At 68.0% G+C, this 19,116-nt stretch carries 21 protein-coding genes and 2 pseudogenes; 17 read left to right on the forward strand and 6 right to left on the reverse strand.

Annotated elements, in window-relative coordinates:
- Positions 1-104, reverse strand: a pseudogene (locus QXH22_RS21325) (methyltransferase type 11); the annotation flags it as partial.
- A gap of 82 nt (positions 105-186) precedes the next feature.
- Here QXH22_RS21325 and QXH22_RS21330 point away from each other — a divergent pair.
- Together QXH22_RS21330 and QXH22_RS21335 are read left to right on the forward strand one after the other, a co-directional pair.
- Positions 187-567 carry a metalloregulator ArsR/SmtB family transcription factor gene (locus QXH22_RS21330; protein WP_082658790.1) on the forward strand — a complete coding sequence of 127 codons (381 nt, stop codon included), beginning with the start codon at positions 187-189 and terminating at the stop codon, positions 565-567.
- Complete coding sequence (locus tag QXH22_RS21335; protein ID WP_016895223.1) at positions 564-2,522, forward strand: cation-translocating P-type ATPase; 1,959 nt, start codon at positions 564-566, stop codon at positions 2,520-2,522. Before QXH22_RS21330 ends, QXH22_RS21335 begins: the two co-directional genes overlap by 4 nt.
- Positions 2,523-2,594: 72 nt before the next feature.
- Here the strand turns inward: QXH22_RS21335 and QXH22_RS21340 are convergent, their stop codons facing one another.
- Together QXH22_RS21340 and QXH22_RS21345 are read right to left on the reverse strand one after the other, a co-directional pair.
- On the reverse strand, positions 2,595-2,924 hold the full coding sequence (locus QXH22_RS21340; RefSeq protein WP_016895224.1) for a hypothetical protein: 330 nt from the start codon (positions 2,922-2,924) through the stop codon (positions 2,595-2,597).
- 15 nt (positions 2,925-2,939) lie between these two features.
- A complete protein-coding gene (locus tag QXH22_RS21345; RefSeq protein WP_016895225.1) occupies positions 2,940-4,037 on the reverse strand; it encodes an XRE family transcriptional regulator in 1,098 nt (365 codons plus the stop codon).
- Between the two features lie 270 nt (positions 4,038-4,307).
- Between QXH22_RS21345 and QXH22_RS21350 the strand changes: the two genes are divergently transcribed.
- The 4 genes from QXH22_RS21350 to QXH22_RS21365 all read left to right on the forward strand — a co-directional run bounded on the left by QXH22_RS21350 (position 4,308) and on the right by QXH22_RS21365 (position 8,524).
- Complete coding sequence (locus QXH22_RS21350; RefSeq protein ID WP_231752585.1) at positions 4,308-5,009, forward strand: hypothetical protein; 702 nt, start codon at positions 4,308-4,310, stop codon at positions 5,007-5,009.
- 11 nt (positions 5,010-5,020) lie between these two features.
- Positions 5,021-6,118 (forward strand): tyrosine-type recombinase/integrase, encoded by a 1,098-nt coding sequence (locus tag QXH22_RS21355; protein WP_231752584.1) that lies wholly within the window; start codon positions 5,021-5,023, stop codon positions 6,116-6,118.
- A gap of 82 nt (positions 6,119-6,200) precedes the next feature.
- Entirely contained in the window at positions 6,201-8,114 is a 1,914-nt protein-coding gene (locus QXH22_RS21360) for a tyrosine-type recombinase/integrase (protein WP_016895228.1), read from the forward strand.
- Positions 8,111-8,524 carry a DUF6262 family protein gene (locus QXH22_RS21365; protein WP_016895229.1) on the forward strand — a complete coding sequence of 138 codons (414 nt, stop codon included), beginning with the start codon at positions 8,111-8,113 and terminating at the stop codon, positions 8,522-8,524. The genes QXH22_RS21360 and QXH22_RS21365 overlap by 4 nt, the downstream gene beginning before the upstream one ends.
- Before the next feature lie 138 nt (positions 8,525-8,662).
- Here the strand turns inward: QXH22_RS21365 and QXH22_RS21370 are convergent, their stop codons facing one another.
- Positions 8,663-9,232: a hypothetical protein gene (locus QXH22_RS21370; protein WP_306276949.1), complete on the reverse strand. Its 570-nt coding sequence runs from the start codon at positions 9,230-9,232 to the stop codon at positions 8,663-8,665.
- Positions 9,233-9,328: 96 nt separating this feature from the next.
- Between QXH22_RS21370 and QXH22_RS21375 the strand changes: the two genes are divergently transcribed.
- The 9 genes and pseudogenes from QXH22_RS21375 to QXH22_RS21415 all read left to right on the forward strand — a co-directional run bounded on the left by QXH22_RS21375 (position 9,329) and on the right by QXH22_RS21415 (position 16,188).
- Complete coding sequence (locus QXH22_RS21375; RefSeq protein ID WP_306245231.1) at positions 9,329-9,853, forward strand: hypothetical protein; 525 nt, start codon at positions 9,329-9,331, stop codon at positions 9,851-9,853.
- A 232-nt stretch (positions 9,854-10,085) separates the two neighbouring features.
- Positions 10,086-10,361: a DUF732 domain-containing protein gene (locus QXH22_RS21380; RefSeq protein ID WP_371934307.1), complete on the forward strand. Its 276-nt coding sequence runs from the start codon at positions 10,086-10,088 to the stop codon at positions 10,359-10,361.
- Between the two features lie 161 nt (positions 10,362-10,522).
- Positions 10,523-10,867 (forward strand): helix-turn-helix transcriptional regulator, encoded by a 345-nt coding sequence (locus QXH22_RS21385; protein ID WP_306245235.1) that lies wholly within the window; start codon positions 10,523-10,525, stop codon positions 10,865-10,867.
- A pseudogene (locus QXH22_RS21390) lies at positions 10,864-11,190 on the forward strand (hypothetical protein); the annotation flags it as partial. The gene QXH22_RS21385 and the pseudogene QXH22_RS21390, both read left to right, overlap by 4 nt.
- Before the next feature lie 166 nt (positions 11,191-11,356).
- Positions 11,357-11,842 (forward strand): hypothetical protein, encoded by a 486-nt coding sequence (locus tag QXH22_RS21395; RefSeq protein WP_306276950.1) that lies wholly within the window; start codon positions 11,357-11,359, stop codon positions 11,840-11,842.
- A gap of 399 nt (positions 11,843-12,241) precedes the next feature.
- The gene (locus tag QXH22_RS21400; RefSeq protein WP_306245239.1) at positions 12,242-13,228 is read left to right on the forward strand and encodes an alpha/beta fold hydrolase; all 987 of its coding nucleotides are present in this window, start codon (positions 12,242-12,244) and stop codon (positions 13,226-13,228) included.
- A gap of 65 nt (positions 13,229-13,293) precedes the next feature.
- Entirely contained in the window at positions 13,294-14,025 is a 732-nt protein-coding gene (locus QXH22_RS21405) for a DUF998 domain-containing protein (protein ID WP_306276951.1), read from the forward strand.
- The gene (locus tag QXH22_RS21410) at positions 14,022-14,864 is read left to right on the forward strand and encodes an alpha/beta fold hydrolase (protein ID WP_306276952.1); all 843 of its coding nucleotides are present in this window, start codon (positions 14,022-14,024) and stop codon (positions 14,862-14,864) included. Before QXH22_RS21405 ends, QXH22_RS21410 begins: the two co-directional genes overlap by 4 nt.
- 154 nt (positions 14,865-15,018) lie before the next feature.
- Positions 15,019-16,188 carry an SPFH domain-containing protein gene (locus QXH22_RS21415; RefSeq protein WP_306276953.1) on the forward strand — a complete coding sequence of 390 codons (1,170 nt, stop codon included), beginning with the start codon at positions 15,019-15,021 and terminating at the stop codon, positions 16,186-16,188.
- A 1-nt stretch (position 16,189) separates the two neighbouring features.
- On the opposite strand, the gene QXH22_RS21420 is transcribed toward QXH22_RS21415, so the two are convergent.
- Positions 16,190-16,537: a hypothetical protein gene (locus QXH22_RS21420; protein ID WP_306276954.1), complete on the reverse strand. Its 348-nt coding sequence runs from the start codon at positions 16,535-16,537 to the stop codon at positions 16,190-16,192.
- A 94-nt stretch (positions 16,538-16,631) separates the two neighbouring features.
- Here QXH22_RS21420 and QXH22_RS21425 point away from each other — a divergent pair, with 94 nt between their 5' ends.
- Together QXH22_RS21425 and QXH22_RS21430 are read left to right on the forward strand one after the other, a co-directional pair.
- A complete protein-coding gene (locus QXH22_RS21425) occupies positions 16,632-17,624 on the forward strand; it encodes a hypothetical protein (RefSeq protein WP_306276955.1) in 993 nt (330 codons plus the stop codon).
- A gap of 3 nt (positions 17,625-17,627) precedes the next feature.
- Positions 17,628-18,134 carry a hypothetical protein gene (locus QXH22_RS21430; protein ID WP_306245249.1) on the forward strand — a complete coding sequence of 169 codons (507 nt, stop codon included), beginning with the start codon at positions 17,628-17,630 and terminating at the stop codon, positions 18,132-18,134.
- Here the strand turns inward: QXH22_RS21430 and QXH22_RS21435 are convergent.
- The gene (locus tag QXH22_RS21435) at positions 18,124-19,086 is read right to left on the reverse strand and encodes a 2-hydroxyacid dehydrogenase (RefSeq protein ID WP_306276956.1); all 963 of its coding nucleotides are present in this window, start codon (positions 19,084-19,086) and stop codon (positions 18,124-18,126) included. The two genes, QXH22_RS21430 and QXH22_RS21435, sit on opposite strands and share 11 nt — an antisense overlap.
- Between the last annotated feature and the right edge of the window lie 30 nt (positions 19,087-19,116).

Consider the following 19,116-nt stretch of genomic DNA (forward strand, 5'->3'; position numbering starts at 1 on the left):
TCGCCACCGGCGAGGCGGCGAAACCATGCGGCTTCCCGATGGTGTTGATGGGCAGCCCGAATCGGGTTGTTCATCGCTGCCCGTTCGATGGTGTTGAGCTTCACCGCGCCACCTCAGCCTTCATCAATCGCAAGCGCTGTCATCGACTAATTCCGATCAATCTAGGTTGTAGGCTATCATCGCGATATGTCGATGAAAAGTATGGGTGCTGCGCCGCCGAGTGCATCGCGCGACGAGTTGGCGGGGGCGGTGGCGTTGTTTCACAGTCTGTCCGATCCCACCCGGTTGGCGATCGCCCGCCGCCTAGCTGGTGGTGAGGCTCGGGTGGTGGATCTGACCGGTGAGTTGGGATTGGCGCAATCGACGGTGTCGTCGCATCTGGCGTGCCTGCGCGACTGTGGGCTGGTGGATTTCCGGCCCCAGGGCCGCGCCTCGGTGTATCGGCTGGCCCGGCCGGAACTGCTGGACATGTTTCGCGAGGCCGAGGCGGTGTTGGAGGCGACCGGCAACGCCGTCGCCTTGTGCCCCAACTACGGCCACCCGACTGAACGGAAGGTAGCGCGATGAGCGAGGCGTGCGGCTGCGGCAGCGACGACCGCAACGAAGGCGAGCAGGAACCCGAACGGCTCTGGGAGATCACCGAACTACGCGCGGCCGCAGCCGCGGGGGTGGTGCTGCTGGCCGGCTATGCGGTCGGCTGGTCCGGCGGCCCCCATGTGGTCGAAATCGGCCTGTATGCGCTGGCGTTGGCGATCGGGGCCTACACGTTCGTACCCTCGACGCTGCGCCGGTTAGCGCAAGGCAAGATCGGGGTCGGCACGCTGATGACGATCGCTGCCATCGGCGCGGTGATCCTCGGCGAGGTCGGCGAAGCCGCCATGCTGGCGTTCCTGTTCTCCATCAGCGAGGGCCTCGAAGAATACTCACTGGCCCGGACCCGCCGGGGACTGCGCGCGTTGTTGGCGCTGGTGCCCGACGAGGCCACCGTCCTGCGCGACGGCGCCGAAATCACCATCCCGCCAGCGGAGTTGCGGGTCGGTGACCGGATGCTGGTCAAGCCCGGCGAACGGGTCGCGACCGACGGCACCATCACCTCGGGGCGCACCGCACTGGATGTCTCGGCCATCACCGGCGAATCCGTTCCGGTGGAGGCCGGACCCGGCAGTGATGTGTTCGCCGGATCGATCAACGGCACCGGGGTGCTCGAAGTCGAGGTCACCTCCAGCGCTGCTGATAACTCGTTGGCCCGCATCGTGGCGATCGTGGAGGCTGAGCAGTCCCGCAAGGGCGCCAGCCAGCGCCTGGCCGACCGCATCGCCAAACCGCTTGTTCCGGCGATCATGGTCGCGGCCGCGCTGATCGCCGCCATCGGTTCCGTGTTGGGTGATCCGCTGGTGTGGATTGAACGTGCCCTGGTCGTGCTGGTGGCCGCCTCCCCGTGCGCGCTGGCCATCTCGGTGCCGGTCACCGTCGTCGCCGCGATCGGCGCCGCCTCCAAGCTCGGCGTCCTCGTCAAAGGCGGCGCCGCGCTGGAAGCCCTCGGCGCGGTGCGCACCGTCGCGCTAGACAAGACCGGCACCCTGACCGCCAACCAGCCCACCGTCATCGACGTCGCCACCACCAACGGCAACAGCCGCGACCACGTGTTAGATGTGGCGGCGGCGTTGGAGGCCCGCAGCGAACACCCGCTGGCTGCAGCGATTCTCGCCGCCACCGAGGGGCCGGTCCAACCAGCTGAGGATGTGGAGGCGGTGACCGGGGCCGGACTGCTCGGCCACCGTGACGGCCACCGGCTACGGCTCGGGCGCCCCGGCTGGCTCGACCCCGGACCCTTGTCCGAACACGTCGCGGCCATGCAGGCCGCCGGCGCCACCGCCGTGCTGGTCGAAGACAACGGTCAGGTCATTGGGGCGGTCGCGGTGCGCGACGAACTGCGGCCCGAAGCCGCCCAGGTCGTCGAACACCTGCGCCGCGGCGGCTATCAGGTCGCCATGCTCACCGGCGACAACCAAGCGACCGCCCAAGCCCTGGCCCGCCAGGTGGGGATCGATACGGTGCATGCCGATCTGCGGCCCGAAGACAAGGCGGCGCTGATCGGTCAACTGCGCCAACGCTCCTCGACGGCCATGGTCGGTGATGGCGTCAATGACGCCCCCGCTCTGGCCACCGCCGATTTGGGGATCGCGATGGGTGCGATGGGCACCGACGTGGCCATCGAAACCGCCGACGTCGCCCTCATGGGTGAAGACCTGCGCCACCTCACCCAGGCCCTGGCCCACGCGCGGCGAGCCCGGCGCATCATGCTCCAAAACGTCGGCCTCTCACTGGGATTGATCGCAGTGCTCATCCCGCTCGCCCTCACCGGTGTGCTCGGCCTGGCCGCGGTCGTCGCGGTGCACGAACTCGCCGAAATCGTCGTCATCGCCAACGGTGTCCGGGCCGGGCGCACCAAACCACTGGCACAGCCAGGCCGGGACCATGATCCGGTGGCCGAAGTAGCCGCCTCCGCGATATCGCGTTGACCACCGGCATCATCCATCGCGTAACCAGCCAGGCGAGGAGGTCAGCAAGGTGTGGTGTTTGCCGATGACTTATCACGCCTTTGCGTCACGGCCGGCAGCGGTCAGGCCGAGACTGTGCGCTCGCCGCCAGGCGGCCGCCAGGTTTGCGCTTCGGCTCTTGCCTGATACCTGGCAGAGGTACGTGCTGCATTCTTTGTTGTTGGTCTGCCACCGCAGTTCGGCGTAGATACGCAGGTATCTGCGCCGCAGGACGACCCGTCCGAGCGCACCACCACTGTCGTTCACCACACGGCATCGGCGGCCGCCTGCGGCGTGGTCCTGCTCAAGGGCTTGCCCCTGCTTGGTCCAGTGGACCGGCGCTTTCCACTGCTCGTCGCGGACCGGGGTGCGATTCCAGCCCACGATCGCGCCCGGTGTTTAGACCATCGTGAGGTGCCGGGCGCCGGGCCTGTCGCTTACGCCGAAGAGCGCGCCGCGTTGCGCGCCGGTGAGCAGCGTAATGTCGTCGAGTTCACTGGCGGTGTAGCCGCCGGCCGCGAGTTGGCCGAGTACGTCGCCGACGAGACGGGGCATCTCCTCGGCCACGCCGGGGCGGGGGCCATACATGCGGCCGGTCTCGTTGAGCAGCCGGAACATCGAGCGGTACTGGTAGTCGGAGAGCACACCTCGCTCGCGGGCCCGCACGACCAGCGACGACGCGCTCACACCCCAGGTGAGGCGCAGCTCATCGAGTTCATGCACGGCCCGCACTGACACGCGGTCCAAGTCAAAGCCGATGTCGGCGATGGGGGCGAGGAACTCGGCGGCGAAACTGTTGGCCCGCCGCTCGGCCTCGGCGGGGCTGACCAGCGTCATCGCATCCATGACCAGGTGGCCGAGTTCGTGGGCCAGCGTCATCCGCATGCGGTCGGGCGGCCGGGCCGCGTTGACGTACACCAGGTGCGGGTGATACTCGCTTGCTCGCAGGGTCACCGCGTCGATCTCGTCGTCGAGGAAACCATCGACCACAACGAACACCCCTGCGGCTTCGAGCAATTCGGTCATCGAGCGGATCGGGCCGGCGACGCGCCACAGGCGGCGCAGAACCTGGGCGACGGTGATCTCTCCGAGCTCGGAGGCGTAGTCGGCCGGGTCGAGATCGGGAAGCGCAAGCTTGGGGTTGATGTCGGCGCGGGACACCAGGCGGCCGATCCGCATCGCGACAAGATTCGCGCGCGCCCACACGCGGTCACGCTTCCACTCGGCCGCACTCAGGTTGGCCCGGAAGTGGCTGCCCTGGGCCGGGGACCGGGTGAAGGGCACGCACAGCGCTTCCGGGCGGCATTCCATGGCCTGCGCGTAGTCGAGCAAGGCCTTCCCTGCCAGGGGCAGCAGCCCCGCCTCGACCCTGCTGACGTGCGAGGCCGACACCCCGGCCTCGTCGGCCAGGCGCTTTTTCGACCACCCACGCGACAACCGGGTCAACTGCACCATCACGCTGTTCGCCGCGTCGTCGTACGGGTCCGGTGCCGTCACAGATCGCCTCCCCAACCGTCTCGGTGCTGTCTTTCGACACTAGCCCGCCGCCGCCGCGAATTCGCGCAGAAACACCGTTTGATCTGCGTTTTCCCAGTTCACGCCCACTAACGGACGTGGGGCGTGTGTGGCTGGTGTGACGATAGCGCAACTCCAGCCCGTGACGCCTGCAGACCGGCTGCTCCGTATGCGATCGGCGTGTCTTCCGGCCTCAAACTTTACCCCGGTCCGCACGATTCTATGCAAGGTTTTCGGCTGAAAGGCGGGGTCGTGACAGCTCCGATGGATCAACCCAACACACCCGACCGTCCGGTCTCCCGCAAGGAGGCCCGACGGCTGCTCAACCAGGTGGCGGTCGGGGTGGGGGCGATGCTGCTGGCCGCCGTCGATGACTGGAACGCCTTGTCGGCCCGGCACTCCGCACATCTGCGAACCGTGATGCAAGGGCTCGGGCGCGGCACATATGTTGCGGCCGCCGTCGCGGCGGGCACCGATGTGTGGCTGAGCACCCGCGGCATGCATCCACCCGGACACACGGTCGTCAAGCCCTACCGCTGGCCCGAGATCAACAGCCGCGGCAAGACGCACATGATGATCCACCACAACGAGATGGAACCGACCACCCCGCGGCGGACCGCGTTCTTCACCCAGGATTCGGCGACCCTGGGCCTGATCGGCGATCCCACCCATTGCGAGCTGACCTGGGACTACGACATCGTCACCGACACCCATATCCGCCGGATCTGGGTCAGCGCGCCGGGCGTCGACTGGGACCGCTTCGAGGTTCCGATGGCCAAGGTGCAGGCCCAATACGCGACGTGGCGCAAGCGCGACATGAAGTGGCTGCCCGGGGCACTTCCTGCCGACACCGCCGCAGCCGCGCCGATGCCGGCCCGCCAACCGCAGGAAGACCTGCGGCCCGACATCCAGGTGCGGCCCCGGCGCCCCGAGGAAACCCGGGATGCCGAGTGAAGGCGGCACCGGTGACCATCCACGGACGGGCGTCGTGGACGGTCGTAGACGCTTCAGGCCTACCGGTCGGGGAGGTCGAGCAGTTCCTGCACTGGCTGCGTGCGATCGGCCGGTCGCAGAACACCGTCCGCTCGTATGCGCGCCACCTGAGCTTGTTCTACCGGTGGCTGGGCGCACGCGGAATCGACTGGGACGCCGTAGTATTCGACGCACTGTGTGATTTCGTGGGGGCGCTGTCGGCCGGTTTGCCCCCGCTGCCGACCCGGTCCGGTAGCCGGGCGCCGGGAACGGTCAAAGCGGTGAGCGCGGCCGTGCGCGAGTTCTACGAGTTCCACCGCGTCGAAGGCCGCGGACCGCAGGATCTGGTGTTGACCCGCAACCCGTCGCGGCTCCCGCGCCGGGCACACAGCTTCCTGGCCCACATCGAGCAACGCCACCCCAGCGCGGTCTCCCGGTTGACCCGGCCGGGCAAGCAGCCGGCAGAGACCGTGCAGCTGATCGACTTCGAGGCCGACTTCGCGACGTTGCTGGCGGCGGCGTCGACCCACCGCGACCGGCTGCTGCTCTCCGCGCTCTATGACCTGGGCCTGCGGGTCGGGCAGGCGTTAGGCCTACGGCACGCCGACCTGGACCCGATGCGCAAGCGAGTGCAGGTGTGCCGCCGGGAGGACAACGCCAACGGGGCGCTGTCAAAGCAGCGAGCGCAATTCGCGGTGGCCGCGCCCCGCCGGTTCTTCGACCTGTACGCCGCTTACCTCCTCAGTGAGATCTCCGACCTGGACAGCGATTACGTGTTCGTCAACCTGTCCCGGCCCCCGGTCGGCGGGCCGCTGTCGTACTCGAACGCCTACCAGATCATCGAGCACATCGGCTCCGTAGCGGGCCTTGACGGGCTGCACCCACACATGCTGCGCCATACCCACGCAACTGCGCTGGCCAAGGCCGGATGGACGTCGGCTGAGATCGCTGCCCGGCTTGGCCAGTCGCACGCCGCCAGCGCCGACGTCTACATCCACCTCGCCAGCGACGATCTGGCAGACCGATTGCGCCGCACCGAGCAGCTGGTGTGGGCGCCACCGCAGCGCGAGGCAGGCCATGAGAAACATTGATTCCCACCCTGACTCCACGCGCAGAGGCCGCCGTTCGCCGCTACGGGTACCCGACGGGCCGTGGTGTCAGCCGACGTGGCAGGTGGTCGAACCGGCCGGAGACCGCCGCCGCCAGGCGGCGGACCCCTGCGCCGTCGACGCATGCAACAGCGAGCGGTACTGGCTGGGCGGCCCCCACTCCGCAGGCGCCGAGCGGCGCGGATTGTGCTACGCGCACTACTTCCAATGGTTCCGCGCCGGCCAGCCCGCCGACTTCACCGCATGGGCAACCTTCGAAGCCCAACCCGTCGGCGCCCCGCGCGGCCACCTCTCGGCCCAGATCGTCGACTTCCGGCGGCTACCGCAGATCGCGGCCGATGAGATCCGGTTCGTCGTCGCCACCAAGGTGCGCCGCGGCGACTGGACCCCCAACACCAGCCTCCGCCGCTTCTTGATGGTGCTCATCGACACCGCCGACGGCCGGATCACCGACTCCCTCACCGAGCGACCCGCCGGCGAGTGGCTTCTGCTGTGCCGGCAGCATTGGCCGCACGCGAGCTCGTTCGACTCCCTGTGCGCACCCTACATTCGGCGCTTCTTCCGACTCCTCGACGGCGCCACCAACCCGGACCCGTGGGCCGACGACCACTGGCACTGGCGAGACGGATTCGAATTCGTTCTCGACGCCACCCAATCCGGATCGACACACACCGCCGTGGACTGGTCGACGGTGACCGTGCCGTGGCTGCGTGACGCGGTCAAAGAACTCGCACGCCGGCAGCTCACCACCGCCACCCTGGCCTGGGGCACGCTGACCCAGTGGGTGCGCGCCACCCGCCAGCTCGCCCGGTTCCTCACCCGCGACGACGAATCACCGGAACCGTCCGCGGTGACCAGGCCGGTCTTCCTTGACTACCTGGCGTGGACCCGGCGACCGGACACCCAAGCGGACGCGCGGTTGGCCAATACCGCCGCCTACCTGCTGGAGTCGCTGCACGACACCCAGATCGTGCCCGCTCTCGGGTCGGCGGTGTTCCTCCGACGAGGCGAGAACGTGCACCGCAAGACCCGCAGCCCCCGCCCGTTCCCGCCGGACGTAATCGAACGCGTCGACACGCTGATCGTCGACAACCCCGCAACCGACCCCACCCTGCGGTCGATGATCGCCACCACCCGGTGGGCAGGCTGCCGCATCTCCGAACTGGTCGCCCTGCCCATCGACTGCCTGCACCGCTCCGACGCGGGCTACTGGATCGAATATTGGATGCCCAAAACCCGGGCCTGGCGCCGATTCCCCATCCCGGACAGCCTCGCAACCATCGTCCTCGACCAGCAGACCCGCGTGCGCGACACCTACGGCCCCGACGCCGAGCACCTATTCCCCGGCGCCCGGTCCAACGCCGCCGCCGGCCGCACCCAACCCTGGTCGACCAGCGGCCTGCGGCACCGCCTCGCCGCACTGTTCACCGAACACGGCATCACCACCTCGACCATCACCGGCGAGCCGATCTCCGGCGGCGATGTGCACCGCTTCCGGCACACCATCGGAACCACACTGCTCAACAACGGCTGGACCCAACAAGAAGTGCGCGACTTCCTCGGCCACCACAGCGACACCATGACCTCGGCATACGCCCGCATCACCGACGACACCCTGGCCCGCAAAGCACGTGAATTCTGGAACAGCGCCGCAACAGACACGACCAACACCGACGCCGACGTGGAGCGGCTCCGGGCCCGGTTCACCACCGCGCTGCCCAACGGATTCTGCACTCTCCCAACGGCGCAACGCTGCGAATTCCGGCCCAACCCCTGCCTCGACTGCTCCTTCCACGACCCCGGCGGCCGGGTCTTCCTCGGCGCCCATATCGCGCACCGCGACCAACTGCAACGCCTCACCGCCGACGCTCACGAGCGCGGCGACGCAGCCGCCGTCGAATTGAACACGGCGATGCTCGACAAGGTCTCCAAACTGATCAGCGAAATCGACCCGAACACCACGCAGGAACCTCAGTGAGCGCCGACGACCGCGAACGCCGCACCGCACGCCTGACCGCAGCAGCCGCCGCCCGCACCACCGACGCCACCGCCCGCGCCCGCCGCGCGATCACCCGACTGCGAAACACCGGTCAGCCCGTCACCTTCGTCGACGTCGCCCGCGACGCCGGTGTATCGACCAGCTTCCTCTACCAGCACAGCCAACTACGCGACGACATCACCAACCTCCGCACCACCACGACCACCACGGCGACGGCCGCAACAGGGCGCGCGGCAAGCCTGGAATCGCTACGCACCAAACTCGCCACCGCGATCGCCCGCAACCGTGAACTCACCGAACAACTCGCGCAGCTTCGCACCGAGAACGAAGCACTTCGCAGCCGACTCCTCGAATCCCGCATCCCTGCGGCGACACCGCATCCGTCATAGCCGGACCGGACCCAACCAGAACCAACGGGGCCACAGCGCAGCCCACCACCGTCGACGACTTCCTACAGATAACCCGGCCACGACGACGGACCTACGCCAAGCCGCGGCCCCGTCGTAGACGTCGACTCCACACGCCGCTCACCTAGAGATATCGATCGAGTCGATCAGGTTCACGCCGACCTCGACAAGGCCGAAGCCGGTGCCGGCGCTGAGCCCGAGGGCGAGTGCGCGCGGACGGTCGGGCAACCGACCCGCGGCGGCCCCGGCGATGAAGACCAGTGCGGCGACGGCCAACAGCGCCCACGCCAGTCCCTCGGGGCCGTGCCCTTCGCCCTCCGGCCCGGCCGCGATGCCGAGCATCGCCAGGCCGGCACATACCACCCCGACAGCCGTCCATTCGGCTCGTGACAGCCGCACCGACAGCATCCACGCGGCCACGATGGCCGTGATCGCGATCGAGGCGGCCAGCGCCGCAGCGACAACGTAGATCGGCACCAAGCGCAGCGCCACCACCTGGAACGCGAAACCGAGTCCATCGAGACCCACACCTACCAGGTAGCGCCACTGCCGCAGGGCACGCATCAGCAGGACTGCGTCGACGCCGGACCCGCTGCCGGCTTCCACCGACCGCGCTGCCGCGGCCTGCAACACCGACGCGGTTCCGTAACAGACCGAGCAGGCCAGGGCGAACAACAGTCCGATCAGCACCTACCGACGATACGAGAAGGAAGGTCGCACCTCTTGCATTGGTTTGCCTCAGAGCACACGATCAGGTGGGGGCGCAATTGAACGAAGGCAGCCACCATGAGTATCTGTCGCATTCTTCTAGCGGCTATTTCCGCGACCATTCTGGGACCGGCGGCCGCCCTGGCCACCCCTCTCGTTGCCTCGGCTTCGGCCTTGGCTGACGGCATGTACCGGTTCGATTTCGACGGGAGTAAGCAGACGATCGACGGCGTACCGAAGCCGACCGGCGCGTATTCCACCGTGATCGCGATGCGCTCCGCGTGCCCACCCGCCGGGTGCGTCGCGACGGCATGGGACACCTCGATCGGCCCGACGTGGCCGCAGCCGCCCGAGGAGGGTGCGCTGGTGTTCCGCGAGAACCGAGGCCAATGGCTAGCGACCAGATGGAAGATGTTCACCTGCAACAACTCCATGAAGCAGGGCACCGAGACACTCTCATTCCAGGTGAAACCGGACGGAACCTTCGTGGGAGTAAGTACGCAGTCGGAGGCGCCGTGCGCCCCGATAATCATCCCGTTCGTCGCGACGCGCGTGGGCGACATTTCGCCGGATGTCCAGGTCGCCGACCCGAACTCCGCATAAGCTCTGCCGCACAACAGGATTCGCAGCCATCATCCGAACGGCCACCACTCAGGCCGCAGTCGGATCGATGCGGGTTGGCAGCGCGGGGCGTAGTCCCCAGACGACTCGATGATGCGCCGGCTGAGCACTTTTTTCTTCCCCTCGCGATCCGGCCCCGAGAGGCCCATACTTTGCTGGTAGCAAACACCCCGACAGAAGGAGGGCGAGCGTGATTTCGCTTCGCGGACTACGCCTGCTGTGTATCCCTGCCGTTGTCGCCACGGCTTTTTCCCTCAGTAGCGGCATCGCCCTCGCGGACGATGACGCCTATCTGGCCCAGATGGGCAAGCTGGGATTCTCCGGTGACAAAGACACGATGATCGCGCTCGGACACGCTATTTGCGCTGACCGCAGCCAGGGTTACACCCCCGACCAACTGGCCCAGGTCGTCCAGACGAAATTCAGCAACGCTACCTACCAGGACGCCACCGCGGCCGTAAGCGCGGCGGAATCGGCTTATTGCCCCTGAGTGGGTAACGGCCGGCGAGAGCCGGCCGAAGGTTCGCATGTCGACTGAAGGCGGCAAACGTTCAACGGTTCATTGTGCGGTTGCTGTGGTTGGCAGGTGGTAGTCAGCCCGCGCGGAGACACAGAATCCATTGATACAGATTTTGCTGTACTATCTCGGGCATGGCGACGCTAACCCACGTCGACGCCTTGGCCCGTCTCGGTCACGCGCTCTCTGACAACACTCGAACGCGGATCCTGCTACGGCTCAGTCGCGAGGCGGGCTATCCGGCCGAGCTGGCCGATGCCCTCGGCGTGTCCCGCCAGATCCTGTCGAACCACTTGGCGTGCCTACGGGGATGTGGTCTCGTTGTCGCGGTCCCTGAAGGCCGTCGCATGCGATATGAGCTGGCCGATCAGCGCATCGGCCGGGCGCTCGACGACTTGATGGGGCTGGTGCTCGCAGTCGATCCTGACTGTGTCTGCCCAGGCACCAACGGCAGCGGCTGCAATTGCGGGTGCGAATGACGACAGCCGAGCGCCGACAAGTGCTTTCGCGCCGCATCCGGTGGTTCGTAGCCACGACGATCAGCTACAACGTCGTTGAGGCGATCGTCGCCATCGCGGCCGGCACAGTCGCCGACTCGACGGCTCTGATCGGATTCGGGCTCGACTCGGTGATCGAGGTGTCCTCCGCTGCGGCGGTGGCCTGGCAGTTCGCCGGCCGCCACCACGAAGCGCGCGAACGAATCGCTTTGCGCATCATCGCGTTCTCCTTCTTCGGGTTGGCCGCCTACGTGACAGCCGAATCGATCCGTTCCCTGCTGGGCGAAGGCGAAGCACGGCCGTCCCGCCCGGTGCGCAGGCACACGACTGCTGCGACGACTGAGTTTCACGCATAGTGATCTGAATCGGAAACCGCCGAGCCGCTGCGCGCTCGCCGGCAGATATTAATTTTCTATGAGCCTATTGTAAAAATATTCTGACCTGGTCTTTCACCGATACCCTTCAGCCATAGTGTCCAACGGCAAGGAAGCCGTGGCGGGAGGGGAAACGGTGCGCGTCAACTTGCCGCTAGCAGCAATTGCATTATCATCAGGCACCCTGATCGCCATATCTCCGGCAGCCGGGGCCGAAGTCCCCGCCACCGAAGGCGTCTACGCCTACATGGAGGGGCCCGTCCCAGCGGGCACCTGGACCATCAGGACGACGTGCACGCCGCAGTGCGTAGCCCACGTGACGACGTCCCCCGGTCATGGTTTCTCTGCCCCCTTGGTCGACGGCCGGCACCTGGTGACGCGGACGGTCCCTGACGGCGTGACATGTCCGTCGTACTTCCTCGGCGACAACGGGTCCTCATGGGGAGGCGGCGCGCATCCCGTAACCGTCCGCCAGTGGTGGGACCCGGCCACGCTCGAGGGTGGCGTGGACTTCCTGAGCAGCCCCGCACCCTGCGGCATCCCCAACCCGCGCAACTCCTTCACCCTGGTCAGGGTTGGATAGCGTCCCTCGCAGGCTGGCCCAGCCGCATCGTCACTTCGCACGGGTCAGGCTGGGCCGCAAGGCGCTCAGCACAGCGCGACTGGGTTCTTATACGCGTAGGCCCCTATAAGCCGCCGCATGCCGTCGAGCCTGTAAACCTGCAGCGAAAGTGCGAGTAGAGCTCTGCAAATCTGCAGGCTCGACAAAGCCAAGCCACCGCCGGCCGGCGTCGGCGGCCGCATGCCGTCGAGCCTGTAAACCTGCAGCGAAAGTGCGAGTAGAGCTCTGCAAATCTGCAGGCTCGACAAAGCCAGGCGGCCCCTCGCCCCGAAAGCTTCAAGAATTTTCCAAGAGCTACCCGGCAAGCTTCTCCGCAATACCCCGCCTCGGCGGTGGAGACGACGCAAAGGGGACGAGACAATGACCAACCGTTCACGCCGCCACCTACGGCCCGTACGGGATGTCACCGCGCCGGCACTGCAGTTCCGCACCATCCACGGCCACCGGCGCGCCTTCCGTATCGCCGGGTCCGGCCCGGTCGTCGTGCTGCTGCACGGCGTCGGCGACAGCTCGACGACGTGGGAACCGGTGCACGCCAAGCTTGCCCAGCGATTCACCGTCATCGCGCCCGACATGTTGGGCCACGGCGAATCGGACAAGCCGCGCGCCGACTACTCGCTGGCCGCGTTCGCCAACGGCCTACGCGACCTGCTGACGGCCCTCGAAATCGACCGGGTCACCCTCGTCGGGCACTCTCTCGGCGGCGGCCTCGCGGCCCAGTTCGCTTACCAGTACCCGCAATTCGTCGAGCGGGTGGTGTTGGTGAGCGCCGGCGGCGTCACCACGGAGGTGAGCGCGGCCCTGCGCTTCGCGGCGATGCCCATGGGCGCTGAGATGCTCTCGGCGCTGCGACTGCCCGGCGCGGTCCCCGCTCTGGGCCTGGTCAGCCGCGCGGTCGGTCACGTCGCCGGCTCCACCCGGCTGACCCGTGACGTCGCCAGCCTGCCGCGACTGGTGGGCGGGTTGCGCAAACCCGGCGCCGTCGAAGCGTTCGCCCGCACCCTGCGCGCAGTCGTCGACACCCGCGGCCAGTACGTCACCATGCTCGACCGCACCTACCTGATGCACGACCTTCCCGTCCAGATCATCTGGGGCGAGGACGACCTGATCATCCCGGCCCACCACGCCCGGGTGGCCCACGAACAGATCCCCGGCTCGCGCCTGGAAATCTTCGAGGAGTCCGGCCACATGCCGCACGGTGACCACCCGGACCGTTTCGTGGAGGTCGTCCAGCGCTTCATCGACTCGACCGCTCCCTACGAGCACCAGCCGGAGCTGATGCGCAAGGCACTGCAGACCGGTGTCCGTCAGTACGCCGACGTCGACGCGGAATCCGACCTGGCATAGCGAAACACGGCGCGCCAGGTTCCCGAAGACCCGCCGCAACGTGCCGACCACGGCATGATGGCGGTATGGCAGTGCGGCCACGCTCCGCCCTCGTGGCGGAGATCAGTCACGAGTCGTTGTCCGCGCTGCGATGGATCGCCTCAGCCGGTTCGGTGGCCGGCGCCGTGCTGTATTCGAACTGGATCCTCGAGAACTACCTCACCCGGAGTCTGCTGCCGGATCCGGACATGTACATCAGCGAACTCTCCGCGGCCGACCAACCGTATGGCGAGTGGTTTCGCGTCTGCGACCGGGCCTGTGCCGTCGTCCTGGTCGTGGCGACCGTCGCTGCGCTGATCGGCGTCCGGGGCAGCCGGTGGAGCAAGGCAGGCTGGGGCGCACTCGGGGTCTTCGCTGTGGCGACGGGCCTGGACAGCACGGTGTGGACGCTGGTGTGCGCGCCGAGTTCGGATGCCGCGTGCGCGGCCCGCGAGGCCGCGGGGACCGTGCCGCTGAGCCACCAGCTGCACTGGCTTAGCAGCGGGATGGCGCTGGCCGCCGCGATCGCGTCGCTGTTGGCATTTGCGATCGCCGACTACCGGGAAGGCGCCTCAGCCCCGATCTGCCGCACCGGACTGCTCACCCTGACGGCGTTGGTCGGCACCGCGATCTGGACCGGCGTGGCGATCCTCATCGACCACACGGACGTCGTGGGCATGGTGGGCGTCGCGCAGCGGGCCGAGCTGGTGGCGTTCGCCTCCTGGCTGATCTACGCCGCCCTGCGCACCGCCCGGGTACCCAGCGCAACCGGCCCGTGAGCCACGGCGCCGATGTCGAGGTCAGCGGCTACCGGGTACGCATCCTCGTCGACGGCGACAGCGGTCCGGTGGTGGTGTTGTGCAGCGGCCTGGGCGGGCGCGCGCTGCACTGGAGCGACACGGCGGCGGACCTGGCCGGCGACCACACCGTGCTGCGCTTCGACCGGCCCGGCACACCGGTGACCCCACCTCCGTGGCCGACGGTGCAGGCTGAGGCGGACAGGATCGCGGCCGTCCTGGACGCCGTACCGGGCGCCGAACGCGCCGTCGTGGCGGGACACTCGGTCGGCGGCTTCTACGCCGAAGCATTCGCGCGTCTGTACCCGCACCGCACCCGCGCCGTGCTGTTGCTCGATTCCAGCATCGCCACCGAGCGCCGCCGGCCCGCGCTGCCGTTACCGGCCAAACTCACCGCCGCCCACGCCGGTGCGGCGCTCCTGCGCACGCTGCACCTCGACGAACCGGTGGCCGGCGTCGGCCTCGCGCTCGCGCAGCGGCGACGGCCGGGCGGGCTCGACGCGCCCATGCGTGCCCAAATATGCAGTGCAGCAAGTGATCCCGAATTTCTGCCCGCGCTGTTCACCGAATATGTCGGATACCACGAGCTTGCGGCCGAGCTGTACCACCTGCGGATCCGTCATCCGCTGCCACCGGTGCCACGCATGGTGGCGACCGCGCACACCGGTTGGCGCACCCGGCGCTGGCGCGCCCAGCAGCTCGAGCTGGCCGCAGATCTCGGAGCAGACCACGTCACCGTCGCCCCGGCCGGGCACCTGGTGATGATCGAACGGCCGCATCGCGTCGCCGGCCTCATCCGGACCCTCGCGCGCGGCACCTAGCCGGGCTCCAAGAATTTTCCAAGAACTCTCCTGGAATGTTGTCGTCGGCCACCCGCTGCGGCGGAGCAGGGCTTTGCCGTAACCGCCAGCTGAACAACCGCGTCGCCGCGTAAGATTCGCCGAAATATCGAAGGCCGAGGAGGGGACCGACACCATGGGCATGCGCGACATGATCCGGGGCGAGTTCGTCGACATCATCGAATGGCTCGACGACACGAACACCACCCTGGCATGGCGGTTTCCACGGTATGAGAACGAGATCAAGAACGGTGCCCAGCTGATCGTCCGGGAAGGCCAGCGGGCGATGTTCGTCTACCGCGGGCAGCTGGCCGACCAGTTCACACCCGGCCACTACACCCTCACCAGTGAGAACATGCCGATTCTGGGCACGCTGCAGGGATGGAAGTACGGGTTCAACAGCCCGTTCCGCTCCGAGGTCTATTACGTCAACACCCGCCCGTATCCCGACTTGCGTTGGGGCACACCGCAACCCGTGACCGTGCGGGACCCGGACTTCAAGATGGTGCAGGTGCGGGCCAACGGCACCACGGTGGTGCGGGTGACCGACCCCACCGTCTTCCTGCGCCAGGTGCTGGGCACCCAGAGCGTGGTGGACATGGATCAGATCACCGAGCTGATCCGCCGCAACATCGCCCTGGCGTTCAACGACATGGTCATGGGCAGCGGCCTGGGCGCGATCGACCTGCAGGGCCGCCAGGTGGAGTTGTCGGACAAGCTGCGCGAGTTCGTGGCGCAGCGGGTGCAGGCCTTCGGACTCGGGATCGACGCCGTCACCATGACGATCTCGCTGCCGGAAGAGATCCAGCAGGCGATGACCCGCGGCGTCGCACGCGGCCTGGAAGAGAGCAGCTTCCTGAACAACGTCGGCGACCTCAACCGTTACGAGCAGGCCCGCCGGGCGGACGCGATGCTGGCCGCGGCCCAGAACGAAGGTGGCGGCGCAGCCGGCTCGGCCATCCAGGCCGGGCTCGGTGTCGCGCTGGGCGCGCAGATGGCCAATGCCGCTCAGCCGCAGGCCCAACCACAGCAATTCGCGGCCACCCAGCAGCCGATGCAAGGGGCACCCCCGCCGCTGCCCACCCAGCAGCTCTTCCACTTCGATCAGGGTGGTCAACCCGCTGGCCCCTACCCCGTCAGCGCGCTGCGGCCGTTCGTCGCCAGCGGTCAGCTGACCCGCGACACCGTGGTGTGGACCGAGGGCATGGCGAACTGGGCGCCGGCGTCCAGCGTGCCGGCCCTGCAGTCGTTGTTCAGCACCCCGCCCCCGCTGCCCGGCACGCCGCCTCCGCTTCCGCAGCAATGAGTTACGACCCGGGCGACCCGCGCCCTCCCCATCCGCAGCCGCCACCGTTGCCTCGCCCCCCGAGCGGTCCGCCCCCGCTGCCGCCCCGGAACGCGGGACCACCGCCGCTGCCGCCACGGCCCGCAGCTCCGCCGCCGTTGCCGCCACGTCCGGCCGGTCCCCCGCCGTTGCCGCGGCCGCAGGCCAGTCCGCCGCCACTGCCGCCACGCCAGGCTCCGGCGCCCGCCCCGGCCCCGCCGCCCGTGCGCCCCTTCGCCGGTCCCCCGGCCGGCCCGGCGATTTTCCACCAGACCGAACGCACCCTCACGTACCCGTGCGCGTCCTGCGGCGGCCAGCTCAATTTCGACATCGCCAGCCAGAAGATGCGCTGCCCCAGCTGCGGGAACTACTCCGACATCACCGCGCCGAATACCCCGGTCAGATCGCGGGAATTGCGTGGCGCGATGCACCAGCTGCGCGAGTCGCAGCGCGGCCAGGAGGGCCCGAGCGTCTCCGGCATGCGCGAAGTCAAGTGCCAGAACTGCGGTGGCACAACAGAATTCGCCGGGAGCCTGACCTCTACCAAATGTCCCTACTGCGCGACACCGATCCAGCGCGACGATGTGCACAACGCTCCGGCGCGGTTGCCGGTGGACGGGGTGGTGCCGTTCCGCATCGACGAGAAACAGGCCCGCCAGCTCATCGAAAAGTGGGTTACCAAGCGCTGGTTCGCGCCCACCGACTTCAAGAAATACCGCGAGATCGGCACCTTCTCCAGCTTGTACACCGCCTACTTCACTTATGACGCCAACACCGACACCTGGTACGAGGGAGAGCGCGGCGAGGACTATCAGGTGCGGGTGGGCACCGACAGCGACGGCGACCCGATCTACGAGACCCGCACGTCGTGGTATCGCGTTGCCGGACAAGTGAATAACGTGTTCGCCGACCTGCCGGTGCTGGCCAACGACAGCGAGAACCTCAACCGCAAACGAATCAAGCAGCTCGAACCGTGGCCGGTGGAGCAGGCACGGTCCTACTCCCCCGAGTTCGTCGCCGGCCACCTGTGCCGCACCTACGACAAGGATGCCGAACAGGCGCTGCCCGAGGCGCAACAGGAGATGGAGCAGGCCGTCGAGCGGACGGTGCGATCCGACATCGGGGGTGACCATCAGCGGATCCACCAGCTCCGCACCAACTGGAACTACCTGGGCTTCAAGCACATTCTGCTGCCCATCTGGCTGCTGACGGTCATGTACAGCAACCGCCCGTTCCAGGTCGCCATCAACGGCCTGACCGGGGAGGTGGCAGGCGATCGGCCGTGGAGCAAGGTCAAGCTGGCGATTGCCATCACCTGTGCGGTCCTGGTCGTGATCCTGGTGATCGCGATCTGGGCGTACTTCCATTCGCACGGCCATCATTCGAGCCGAACGCCCAGCCGCGTCCACCGGAGGTAATCGATGGAAATCGTCGTAGCGGTGATCCTGATCCTGTTCCTCCTCGCAGGGGTTGCGGCGGCGGCTGTCGCGGTGGTCCATCACCGCCAGCAGCGGGCGATCACCGACGCCAACCAGCTGATCCCGGGCCGGCCCACCCGCGCTCCCCGATCGTGGGCGGTCTCGCACGACCCCGAAGCGCGGCTGCACCGCAGACTGCGCGACGCCATGACCGCCCTGTACGCCGTCAACGCCATCGACACCGGGACGACGATCGTGTTGCGCGCCGACCTGGAACAGACCGCACTGGACCTCGACGACCACCTGGTCGCCGTCGCCCAGCTCGCACCCAGCCACCGCGACGAATTACTCGCGACCATCACCGCGACGGTGGAGTCGATCGAGGCCGCGGTGGCGCGCTACGCCACCGCCGCAACCATGCCCGACGCCGGCACCCTGGAAGCCGACCTCGCCACCGTCCAGCAGCATCTCGACGTCACCCGAGAGGTGCAGCGCAGGCTCACCGCCTGACCGGGCGCAGCACGGGTGTCACCAGCTCACCGGTGCTCAGGTAGCTGTCCAGGTTGCGGATCGCCAGCAGCGCCATCGCCCGGCGGGTGCGGGCCGTCGCACTGCCGATGTGCGGAAACAGCACCACGTTGTCCAGGCTGCGCAATGCGGCGGGCACGTGCGGCTCGTCGGCGAAGACGTCCAGGCCTGCCCCGGCGAGACCGCCGCTGCGCAGCAACTCCACCAGCACGTCCTGGTCCACGACGCTGCCCCGGGCGATGTTGATCAGATAGCCGTCCGGACCCAACGCCTGTAGGACGGCCCGGTCAACCAGGTGAAAATTCCCACCGCCACCGGTGGTGGCGACGACCAACACGTCGACCGACTCGGCCAACTCCACAGCCGATTCCGCATACCGGTATGACGAGCCGTCGATGCGGTGGCGGTTGTGATAGGCGATGGCACAGTCGAATCCGCGCAACCGGGTCGCGATCGCCGACCCGATGCGCCCCAGGCCCAGGATCCCGACCTGAAGGCCGCTCACGTCGCGCGCGTAGCCGAACGGCCCGTCGCTCGCCCACCGCCCCGCCCGCACATAGCGGTCCGCGGCGCCGAAACGGCGCAGCGTCATGAGGACCAGCCCCAGCGCGGTGTCGGCGACGGTGTCGGAGAGCACGTCGGGGGTGTTGCTGACGCCGATGCCGCGACGCTCGGCCGCCTGCAGGTCGATCGCGTCCACCCCGGCCCCGTTGTTGACGATCGCTTCCAGATTGGGCAGGGCCGCGATGGTCTCGGCGTCCGCGCCGGGGCCACCCGAGGTCACCAGCACCCGGATCTCGGCGGCGTGCTCGGCGAGGAACGCGGCCCTCTCCGGACCGGCTGGGAGCGTGGCGAATTCGTAGCGTTTGGACAGTTCGCTGCTGAATGTCGGCTCGAACGGGCCGATCCCGAGTACCTCACGCGATTTCTGCACCCTGCCATCTTGTCCCACGCCCCCGGCGGT

Source organism: Mycobacterium sp. TY814, from assembly GCF_030755175.1.
Lineage (GTDB): Bacteria > Actinomycetota > Actinomycetes > Mycobacteriales > Mycobacteriaceae > Mycobacterium.